This window comes from Wolbachia endosymbiont of Tuta absoluta, from assembly GCF_059414725.1.
The window spans coordinates 1-11,705 of record NZ_JBNRJY010000366.1 but is presented as its reverse complement, the minus strand read 5'-3'; the positions used below and the strand labels follow the sequence as shown (position 1 = coordinate 11,705).

Below are 11,705 nucleotides of genomic sequence, written 5' to 3'. Positions count from 1 at the left end.
AGGGCGGCAACCCTGACAGGTTGTCTCACACACACAAGCATGATCGATCAACAGAAGATGTTATCACTTCGTTAATAGAATTTGCAAATAAGAGAAAAATAACAATTACTAAGGAAGAAATGCTTAAAACTGCACAGCTTGTGAGGATTAAGTTATCCGATGATGAGATTAAATACTACTCAAAAGAACTGACAATGCTGGATTGGATACATGATACTTTGTTGAAAGTTAATACTGAAGGTGTTTCTCCTATGCGTTATGGAACTATAGATAAGGATGTCCATGTACGCGATGATATTATAAATTCTCAAAACATTAAAGAAGAAATATTATCCAATACAAAATCAGAGCATGGGTATTTCGTAGTACCGAAGGTTATAAACGATTAAGATAAAGCAAGATTTATAACGATTTTATAGATCTACTTTCAGAAATAAGACCAATCTGGTAAAGAAGCATTCGTTGGAGTAAAAACCATTTTTTGATTTTTCTTTACTAAATCTACTAAATATAATTTAGAGTTGCTTGGTGATTCTGCGTTAGTAAAGATAATTTCTCTGCCATTTGGTAGCCATGCCGGAGATTCAATTTTATGTCCCTCTGAAAGCAAGCGCTCTTCTTTGCCATCTGGCTTCATAACTCCTATGTAAAATTTTCCTGACTGAATTTTTGTAAAAGCTATCAGATCTCCTTTTGGCGACCAAACAGGTGTAGCATATCTTCCATTTCCAAAACTAATTCTCTTGGGTTTTTTGCTTTTTTTAGTGAAATCTATGATATATAGTTGCTGACTTCCACTTATATCAGAACTAAAAACCATGTACTTTTGATCTGGAGACAAAGAGGGAGAAGTACTTATAGCTGAACCTTTAGTAATTTTTTTTGTTCGTTTACTGCTTAAGTCTAGAGATAATATATTTGTTTCACCACTCAATGAGTGGGAAATAAAAAGAGATTTACCATCAGGAGAAAATCTTGGTGCAGAAATAACTCCTTCAAATGCGCTGATTATTGATTCAGTGTTATCTTTTAAATTTTTTAATATTATATAACTTTTACCATTTGTGTATGATATATAAACAATACCCTTTCCATTTGGTGAAAATCTTGGTGTTGACACAAATTTCTCACCATTTGTTAAGTACTTTATATTACTTCCATCTTGATTCATCACAGCAATTTTACGGACGGATTTGTAATTGCTATCTTTTTCTTCAGCGATATATGTAATTTTTGTATTGAAATGCCCTTTCTCACCAATCAATCTATCATGTATCAGATCTGAAACAAGATGACTAATTTTCCTCCAGTCTTTTGCTAGAAAAACAACCGACTGAGTAAGCAATTCTCTGTTTGTAAAGCTGTCAGATAAACGAAAAGATAGCTCTAAATTTCTGTTTGATACTTCACTTAAACTTATTGTGACTACAGTATCGCTTTTCCAAGACTCAACTTTCGCGTCACGTTTCACATTAAATAAGCCACAATTAGATAGATTTGTTTCAATTACTTTTGTGATGCTTTCACTTAGCTCATTTTCCACTTCTGTCTTGCATGCACATTTAGATACAACAAGATCAATATTACCAATATTGCTTTTTTTTATATCAACATATAAAACAGCTTTTGTGGAATAAGGAATAAATAACGAAATAAATAACACCAGTTGAACGAATAGCTTCATTAGATTTCTTGCATTACCTCCTTTCATCTCAGCAAATAGCTTACTTTTGAAGTTAAACTGCATGACAGTAGAGTAAATCAATTTCTGCAGTACTTGACACTGGAATCCAGAAATTTGACTGCAAGTAAGTGCACTGAGGTGGCAAGCATAAAAGTAGCTGTTTTATTCTAAAATAAACGTCTTTGACAAGGTTGCATGAAAAACTGGATTCCAGTGTCAGAGCACTGGGATGACACTCTACTGGTGGAGATTGCTCTAAAACTACAATGTTTGCCTGGGCGTTGAGATGGCACCCTTCTGGTAGATTCAAATCACAATGTTTGTATAGTTGTGTGATCTGACACTGATTTTTTTTTACGGATTCCAGTATTGCATGCTGAAATAACATCAAAGAATACATTGTTAACTTCTTACTCAAATAATGGTTAATAAAAAGAGGTATACTTCTATACCTGTTCTATTTGGACTTCAATTATAGGTCTTTTTAGTAAATATTCCTTTAAGATACTAAATATTGAACTTTCAATCTTATTTCTTATTTTTTTTATCGGCTGTGAGTCAAATGCTGACTCAACCTTCTTTATGATCTTTTGCATAATGGCTGCATCTTTTTGCGCTTCGAAAACACCAGGTGCAAATACTTTTGGCTTAGCAAGCAGTTTATTTTTCTTGTTTACAACTGCTGTCACTACGATAGCTCCGGCATCTCTCATTCTCTCACGCATTTTTATAACGCTGCATTCTGGATGACGGAGTAACATACCATCAATACCAAAGTAGTCGACATCAATGGAGCTAACTTTTTCCCCATTTTCCAAATTAACAATATCACCTGGTGCAATCATTATTGCTTTTTTCACACCGCACTCTTTAGCAAACTTTACATGTGCATCCGTATGAATATACTCACCATGAACCGGAATAGACATCTTAGGTTTTATCAAAGAATACATTTCCCTTAGCTCTGCTTTTACTGGATGCCCGGAAGCATGAACATTCTCTGTTTTTTCAGTAATAACTTCCACTCCCATCTCAATAAAGGCATTGAGCGTGTTATGTGCACGAGTTTCATTGCCAGGAATGATTTTTGATGAAAAGATCATGGTATCACCTTGCTGCATTTTAAATGCTTGATGACTCTTAGAGGCAAGTCTTGCGGTAGCTGCCAGTGGCTCACCTTGACAACCTGTGCAAAGTAGCACCAGCTTTTCCCTTGGAAAATTTACTGCCTCCTTTGCTTCTAGAAACTCAGGAGAATCAGTTAAATAACCACTATCCTGAGCAACTTTCACTATTCTCCATAAAGATCTGCCAAGTAAAACCACTTTTCTATTTAGTGCTTTTGCAGCTTGGCTTATTGTTTGAATTCGCGCCACATTCGAGGCAAATAGCGAGACAGCAACCAATTTTTTAGACCGCTTTATTATATTGTAAATATTATCATAAATTTCACTTTCTGATTCAGGGTCGTGTTTGCTCAGTATGTTTGTTGAATCACAAATTGCTGCAAGTAGATCACCTTTATCGCCAATTTCTTTTAAACGCTCTATATTAGAAATTAATCCAACAACAGGTTTTGGATCAAATTTCCAGTCCCCAGTATGAAGTGCACTACCTGCTTCAGTGCTAATTAATATTGAATTTGCCTCAGGAATTGAGTGAGTTACATTTATAAACTCAACGGTAAAAGGACCCAAATTTATGCTGCCATTTATGTCTACCTCTTTCACAGGTACCACACCTTCCAATCGAAACTCCTTTAGTTTCTCCTTGAGAAAATTAACTGTAAACTTTGTTGTATATATGGGACATTGCAAATCTTCCCACAGATGAGGCACTGCACCACAGTGATCTTCATGTGCATGTGTAATTATTATTCCAAGCAAATCTTTTTTTCTTTGAGCAATAAAATCTACATCAGCAATGAGTAGCTCAACACCTGGCATAGTTTCATCTGCAAAACCGATACCAAGGTCGATCATAATCCACTTGCCTTGATAATGATATAGGCTAACGTTCATCCCAATTCTTCCTACTCCTCCAAGAGGAAGAAATAAAAACTCATTTTTGTTTATGTTCATTAATTTTAAATTATTAAAATGCGAGGATAGCAAAACTTCGACCTTAAATAAAGGAATTTATCACTTTTGCATAACTTAAAAAAATCTTTTCACTAAAAGAGAAGGCTTTCAAATTGGTAAAAAGAATTAAGTGTAGACAGCTACCTCTTTATATCATTTAGCAAATTTCTCACTTTTTTTTTACTTTTCCAAAGAATCCTTCAGATTTCTGCTCTACACTTTCATGTTCCTCTTCCTCAAGCGCTTTTAATAGCTCAATCTGCTTTTGGGTTAAATTCTTTGGATTTAAAGTCTCAACTATTACCTGTACGTATAAATCACCACGAGCATGTGAGTTCATATATGGCATACCCTTTTCCCTACAACGTAGTTTGGTACCAGTTTGAGTGCCTTCAGGGACCTTTACTTTTATTTTAGCTCCATCAATTGATTGAATATCGATTTCACCACCAAGTACTGCTAGTGTCATTCTTATAGGCACTTTACAGTGTAAATCTGCTCTATTGCGAGTGAAGATCTGATGAGTAGCTATTTTCACACATACGTATAAATCTCCGCTTTTTCCACCTCTTGCTCCAGCTTCTCCTTTACCACTGACCCTTACCTTAGCTCCTTCTTCTATGCCTTTTGGAATTGAAACGGAGATATTTACTTCATCTCTTTTACGCCCACTTCCACCGCATTTCTTACATTTATTTTGTATTATTTCTCCTTCCCCATAGCATGTAGTACACGTTCTTTCAATGGTAAAAAAGCCCTGTTGAGTTCTAATTCTACCGCTTCCCTGGCATGTGTTGCACTGAACTGGTTTGATTGCTCCTTCGCTACCTGTGCCTTGGCATGTATTACATTTTATATTTGTCACATAATGTATAGGTGCTTGTATTCCTTTAAATGCATCTTCCAAGGTAATTTTAAGGTCGTAGCGCAGATCTGCTCCAGATACTCCTGTTGTACTTCTTTTTGTTCTTGACCTACTTGTACTGCCGCCGAATCCTCCACCAAAAAAATCGTTAAATATATCACTAAAATCCCCTCCAGCTTGGCTGAAATCAAATCCACCGGAAGCACCATCGTGACCATAACGATCATAACCTGCTCTTTTTTCAGAGTCAGATAGAACTTCATATGCAGCTGTTACTTCTTTAAATTTTTCCTCTGCTTCCTTATTACCAGGATTTCTGTCAGGATGATATTTTAATGCTAGTTTTTTATATGCTTTTTTTATCTCGTCAGTACTAGCATTTCTGCTCACTTCTAGCAGGTCATAGTAGTCTTTTTTGTTCATATATAATAGCTCAGTATTTTACCTTTAAAGATAGGTATTACATATATGAATTTCAAGTATGACCTCTATTTCCTATAAAATATGGTGCACCCTGAGCGACTTGAACGCCCGACCTTTTGATCCGTAGTCAAATGCTCTAATCCAACTGAGCTAAGGGTGCTTGCACAAAGCTGACTTTAACAGATTTTATAGCTTATTTCAATTGGTTTAGCTAAAAATAAAACTCTTATCATGTATGAAACCTGTAAGAAATTGTACTAGCTCTCTTAAAGGATAACTTAAGTTAACAGTTTCCAATTACTTTGATTTTAGAACCGCTATCCGAATAAGAGCTTTTCACATTATACTGCCAAGCTGCTAACAAATAGCGGAATGACGGTTATAGTTAAATCTAAACTATTTTGGCTATATCAGAAGACGGGTTATGCAGAAACCTTAAAATACTTCTTGCTTGCCAAGGAGAATAAATACATTCCTACAAACAAGCAGATACTCAATATCGATGCATAGGAAAACTTGAAAATTAAATCTTTAATATATATTGATAAGCATTTACCTGCAGAAATTTTGTATAGTAGTCCAACACAAATAATCGTACTATCAATGACCGATGCTATAATTAAAGTGATGAAATTTGCCATATGAAAATTCAATTTCGACTTTAATTCTTCAAAAACAACTATGCTTGAGAGAAGAGAGATTAAAATTGGAGTATATAGAACCAGTATCATAAAACCAAAATTTTGCAATTTAAAAAGACAGCATATCACTGTACACACTATTAAGCTGTAAGTAGCTTTGCTTCTACCATAAAACTCAACCATTGAGTTTACAACTAAAGTAGCTCCCACAAATAAGGCAGCACATATCATTAATTTATTTGAAGTGTTAAGTAAAGAAAGACTGATAAGCAAGAGTATTGATAAAATGGACATAATCACCTACCCAAATTTAATAATATGCATTTATTTTAATCAGACATTACACATAATGAAAAATTTGTCTAGCGTAATCAAAAGTTATTTAAACTAGTACCTAAGTCTTTCAAATCTATTCTTATAATATCCTTTATATTGAGAGCTTTCTCCTCTGTCACTTTTCCAATACATGAAAAAACTATACCTTTAAACAATTCTTCAAACTTCCGCTGATTTTGCGGGGCAATGGTTACTAATATTCTACTTTGCGATTCAGAAAACATTATTATCTTGTTTATTATGTCTGTATTTTGTGTTTTTCCTATTGGTACTAGTGAAAGATCAATTTCAGCACCAAGGTCTCCTGCAATTAGCGATTTTGCCAAAGCAATAATTAAGCCGCCTAAGTTTGGTGCAATTGCAGAGACAATTATGCCATCTTTTATTGCCTGGTTGTAACGTTCATACAACTTCCTAGCGCTCTTTGCATTAACTTTTGGCACGTTGTTATTATCTATTCCACTATATAACTGATATTCAGATCTACCAAGCTCATCGTAGGTTGTACCAAGCACATATATCAAGTCCCCTGGCATTTTCACATCAAGCGATACCGCATTTTCAATATTGTCTATAATTCCAATTGCTGAAATGAGTAGTGAAGGTGGTGCAGATATCATCACTTTCTCGCCATTTTCATCATATCCCTTGAAGTCATTGAACATACTGTCTTTTCCGGATATGAATGGTGTTTTAAATGCAGTTGCAAAGTCGTAACAAGCCTCTGCAGCTCTCTTTAGTTGCCACAATCTTTCTGGATTATAAGCATCACACCAGCAAAAATTATCGAGCAACGCTAGATGATTTATATTTCCTCCTGCAGCTACGTAGTTGCGTATGGCAGTGTCAATCGCACATGCTGCCATGTGATAAGTGTCAATTTCTCCATAACTTGAGCCAAATCCCTGCGATTTTACAACACCTTTGTTTGAAGAAAGGACTGGCCTCGAGACAACAGCTTCGCTGCACACTCTTCCCTTGCCTTGCAGTGGTTTCAGTATTGACGATCCTTGAACCTCATGGTCATATTGCACCACTATAAACTCTTTGCTGCGTATGTTTGGTCTGCTTAGCATTTCTTTTAGTTCAAAGGTGTCATGCAAGTAGCTGAGACTGGAATCCATTTCACGCTCAGCTCTACCATCGTATGGGTTTTGGCGTAAAATGTTTGCAGGCTTTACCTGCTGGATCCCAGTGTCAAGCACTGGGATGACAGGAAAGGATACAGCAGACTCCTTAGACCACGGTTTCGTCTGTAAATGCACTTTGGGATTACCGTCATGCAGAAATTCAGTTTCGATGTCCATTATTACTTCTCCTGGGGGACATTTAACAACGGCTTTGCCACTTTTGTTGAATTCTCCAATTACACAGACCTCCACATCATGTGTTTTCATGATTTGCTTAAACGCAGGAAGATTTTCTTCTGGCACTGCTAAGGTCATTCTCTCTTGTGATTCTGATATCCATATTTCCCACGGAGCCATACCATCGTTTTTAAGGAGAACCTTGCTCAAATCAACTTCAAATCCGTCTTTTCCCATTTCACCAATGGACGATGATAGACCGCCTGCTCCATTATCCGTTATTGCATTATAAAGACCAAGATCTCTTGCTTTTACGACGGCGTTGGATAATTTTTTTTGTGTTATAGGATCACCAATTTGCACAATTGTTGAAGGGCTGTTTCCCGACAATGCCTCTGAAGAAAAAGTTGCACCGTGAATTCCGTCCCTTCCAACTCTTCCACCAATAATTACGATTTTATCACCGTTTTTGGGTTCTTTTATGTGTGAAGGTGCATTATTTATATTCCGTGGAATAATTCCGATGCTTCCAACAAAAACTAATGGCTTTCCACAGAATCTATCGTCAAAGTATACCGATCCAAGTTGCGTTGGAATACCTGAGCAATTACCAGCAACATTAACACCGTGAATCACTTCTTTCATTATATATTTTGGTGGTAAGATTTTATCAGTACGCTCTTTATCTCTATAAAGTTTGCCTTTTGATTCTTTGGCAAAGCAAAAGTAATAAGTATTCATGATAGGTTCTGCACCTTTGCCAAAACCGACTATATCTCGATTAACTCCAAGCACTCCAGTCATTGCTCCACCGAACGGATCGAGAGCTGAAGGACTATTGTGAGTTTCAACTTTATCTACAATCAAGTAATCGTCATCAAAAATTATTCCTCCTGCGTTGTCGGAGAAAACTGACACGCATATGTTAGAATTTATCTCACGCGTTGCACGCTTAATATAATGAGCATATAGACCATCTTTTATTTCATCAATAGGGGAGCAAAAAATATTGTGTTTACAATGTTCAGACCAAGTCTGTGCCAGAGACTCAAGTTCAATATCATATGGATTTCTACCGAGTTTTTTAAAGTAATCCTTTATAGCTTTCATTGCTGCCAGCGAGAGCCCTAAAGTGCCATTACCATCGATTCCATCTCTGCTGATTTTTTCAAGCTCTTGGTCACTTACATTGAGTTTGACAGATTTTGCTCCATTATTACCTGGTGTCATCCCAGTGCTTGACACTGGAATCCATTCTTTTTTTTCCTGGTCACGCGCTGTAATGACACCAACTGGGGTATTTTGTTTACTGTAATACTTCCAATGGCAATTGCCGTTTTCTTTATGGAAAAGTGTGCAATATTCAGTAATAGGATTGAATTCCTGTTTTATGTCATCTTCGGTTGGAAAACCTCCTTGACTTAGAATCAATTTTGAACTTCTTGCCTTGATAGAAACACTTTCATCAATGTGGCGTTTGCTCATTAGATATTCTCTAACAATTTGTTTTGCCGTGTTTCCTACGTTATCGGTCATGCCAGGTAAAAAGCTTATCTCCAAGCCCCACTTTGCTTGTGATTCTATGAAGTTATATTGAACTTCTTCAAGGTTTTCATTGTAGGAATAATAACGGCAGTCTTGTATGGCTTTATTATAAAATAGCCCACAAATTTCTTCATGTAATTTTGATGGTAATTCTTTGCTTATGTAAATCAAGTAAACATTAACTACCCTTCTGCGGCTAACTTGTTCACATTTATTAAAAACTTCTATTCTGATGTTTGCCATGTAATATTGTGAAAGACTTTAATATATCATAGCATAAGAAACTGCGAGCACATTTATATTTTAAATAATTTCTATACAATAAAAGTGTTGTATTAATTGTTACTGTTAGTGGGAAGAGTTTTTACTGTTAATGTGAATGAGTCCCTTTTTGATGTGCTGGTTCAGCACATATTTTCTGAATATGAAAGAGAAAAAATTCCCGAGATAAAGATCATACTTCCCTGCAAGAGGGATGTTATAGCATTGCTGAGTGCATTCAAGAATTACAGAACTATAATTTTGCCAGAGATAGTTTCACTAGAAAACATTGATGAAGAAGATTTAATATTAAATCTTGATAGAGTTAAAGTTATCAACCCAACAAAAAGAACACTGCTACTCATTCAATTTATATTGGAGTGGAATAAAAAAAACAATGATAATTTTCCAATCGATCTGGTTTACAGTTTGCCGTCATTGCTTCAATATACCCAAATAGAGGGTGATTATCAACTTGATGAGCACTCAAAAAAAGTAGGGAATTTCATAAATTTACTTATCAAAACTTGGAGTAAAACTTTAAAAGGTTTGGGAGTAATAGATATACTAAAGCATAAGAATGACTACATAAACAATATGATAAACTTCCTGCAGAAAGATCAGCATATGATCTTTATTGGAATTGGAAAGGGTGAAATCTACAAGTTATTGATTAAGGCTATATATGACCTGCCATTTGGAAAGATAATTCTACCTAACCTGAATTTGAAAATGAACGAAAAAGATTGGAAATCACTTGATAAAAAACACTATCAACATTGCCTGAAAGATTTACTCGATTATTTAAAAGTGGATAGAAGGGATGTTAGTTTTCTGTCAGAAGCGTGTTCTGGTGTCATCCCAGTGTCAAGCACTGGGATGACAGAAGAAAGGGCTGGGATAACAGGAAGTCCTGAGGAATATCTTGATTATATCTTCGATACAACTGCTGATCTAAGTGAAGTTGGTGGCGGATCAATTGAAAATATTGAAGTCATCACTTGTGATTCAAGGGAGGAAGAAGCACAAGTGACGTCACTAATTATAAAGAATGAAGGTTATGAAAACGCTTCTTTGTTTGTCTTTGATAAATTACTTGCAGATCGTATGGCGTGTACCATATCGGAAAACTATTCTTATGTGACGCTTCTGCTTTATAGTATTGAGATTTTGAACTCAAAATGGAACGGTGTGGCATTGCTTTCTCTTCTTAAACATAGGCTAGTGACTTTTGGTTACGCTCAAGAAGAGTACACTCGTATTTTATCTGAGTTTGAGATAGAAGTATTGCGTAGCTTTAATACAAATGGTCTTAAGGATATTATTAACGCTATTAATACTTGTAAAAAGCTAAGACATAAAGAAGATATATTAATTATTATCAGTAAGTTAAAGATTATATTTAATCCTTTACTGTATCTTGTAAATTATCCCATTTTTGATGTGGCATCAGCTCATTTGCAGTGTGTTAATGTCCTTTCTAATATCAATTTTTTAGAGCTAAATGGTGAAATAGGTAATTTTACTCGTGATTTCTTAAATGCATGTGAAGATGTAGCAATAAAATGCTCCTTAGAGTTATATAGCCAAATCCTGATATTATTTTTAAAAAGGAAGTTTTTTTCTCCAGAAAATAACTTAGATAAATTCAGCTTATATCACAATAAGGTTGTAGTACTTGCTGGATTTAATGATATACCAAATTTTCAGAATCCGTTTTTGAGTGCACTGAATAGAGAAAAATTTAACCTTCCTTCTGTGCAAGAAGAGCAAGGGTACTTTTTGTATACTTTGCGCAATTTATTTGGTGCCGGCAAGGTTTATATTACGAGGCTAGTGAGTGATAGAAAATCAATTCTATTGCGCCGTTTGGAAGTTCTGTTACAAGAACCAAAATATCCTTATCGCAATTGGCTAAGAATATTAAATACACCTGAGTGCATTGTTCCATGTACTCAGCCTATGCCAAAACCTAAAACTGAAGTGAGGCAAGCAAAAATGCAAGTGATGTCTTGCAGTGCGGTAGAAAAACTGATTCGTAACCCTTATTCATTTTATGTTGAATACATACTGAACCTTAGACAGTTGAAAGACTTAAATTTTAAGCCATCGATATTGGAGTTTGGCACTATGGTACACAATATTCTTGCAAGATATTTACGCAACGAAAAGTCGCTGATGAATATTGCACGAGAAATATTCTCGTCTAATCGATTCCACTTTTCAAATATGTGGTGGGTAAGGTTGCAGAGGATAATTCAATCTTTTGTTGAGCTTGATAGGACTGGAAACAATCAAGTTGAGTTGGAGAAGAGCTTTTCCTATCCGATATTTCATATTCCAGCGCGTGACACACAACTGCGCGGATGCTGTACAACTTCCACTAAGAATAAGGGTGTCATCCCAGTGCTTGACTACTTGGATCCAAAAAATTTGATTGCAAATGAACACACCAGACAATTGTGTAATAAGAGCTGGTCAGATACTCGAATGACAGAAGAAATTTTATTGACAGCAAGATGTGATAGAGTTGAGTATCTACCAGGTGGGCAAGTAGCAATT

7 protein-coding genes and 1 tRNA gene are annotated in these 11,705 nt (G+C 35.6%); 2 read left to right on the top strand and 6 right to left on the bottom strand.

Going from position 1 to position 11,705, the window contains the following annotated elements:
- The first annotated feature begins 20 nt into the window (after positions 1 to 20).
- On the top strand, positions 21 to 389 hold the full coding sequence (gene gatC, locus ACJ5GX_RS03910; RefSeq protein ID WP_495292723.1) for an Asp-tRNA(Asn)/Glu-tRNA(Gln) amidotransferase subunit GatC: 369 nt from the start codon (positions 21 to 23) through the stop codon (positions 387 to 389).
- A 38-nt stretch (positions 390 to 427) separates the two neighbouring features.
- Here the strand turns inward: gatC and ACJ5GX_RS03905 are convergent, their stop codons facing one another.
- From ACJ5GX_RS03905 to ACJ5GX_RS03880, 6 genes are all read right to left on the bottom strand, one after another.
- Positions 428 to 1,684, bottom strand: a complete 1,257-nt coding sequence (locus ACJ5GX_RS03905; protein WP_012481764.1) for a Tol-Pal system protein TolB — start codon at positions 1,682 to 1,684, stop codon at positions 428 to 430.
- Positions 1,685 to 2,130: 446 nt separating this feature from the next.
- Positions 2,131 to 3,765: a ribonuclease J gene (locus ACJ5GX_RS03900; RefSeq protein ID WP_052264735.1), complete on the bottom strand. Its 1,635-nt coding sequence runs from the start codon at positions 3,763 to 3,765 to the stop codon at positions 2,131 to 2,133.
- 169 nt (positions 3,766 to 3,934) lie between these two features.
- Entirely contained in the window at positions 3,935 to 5,053 is a 1,119-nt protein-coding gene (gene dnaJ / locus ACJ5GX_RS03895) for a molecular chaperone DnaJ (RefSeq protein ID WP_012481762.1), read from the bottom strand.
- 82 nt (positions 5,054 to 5,135) lie between these two features.
- Positions 5,136 to 5,213, bottom strand: a tRNA-Arg gene (locus ACJ5GX_RS03890).
- Between the two features lie 262 nt (positions 5,214 to 5,475).
- Complete coding sequence (locus ACJ5GX_RS03885) at positions 5,476 to 5,988, bottom strand: hypothetical protein (protein WP_007302651.1); 513 nt, start codon at positions 5,986 to 5,988, stop codon at positions 5,476 to 5,478.
- 77 nt (positions 5,989 to 6,065) lie between these two features.
- Positions 6,066 to 9,125 (bottom strand): phosphoribosylformylglycinamidine synthase subunit PurL, encoded by a 3,060-nt coding sequence (locus tag ACJ5GX_RS03880; protein WP_007302652.1) that lies wholly within the window; start codon positions 9,123 to 9,125, stop codon positions 6,066 to 6,068.
- A gap of 108 nt (positions 9,126 to 9,233) precedes the next feature.
- Here ACJ5GX_RS03880 and ACJ5GX_RS03875 point away from each other — a divergent pair.
- Positions 9,234 to 11,705: WPE palindromic element domain-containing protein (locus ACJ5GX_RS03875; RefSeq protein WP_495292722.1), on the top strand; the 2,472-nt coding region annotated here is incomplete at its 3' end.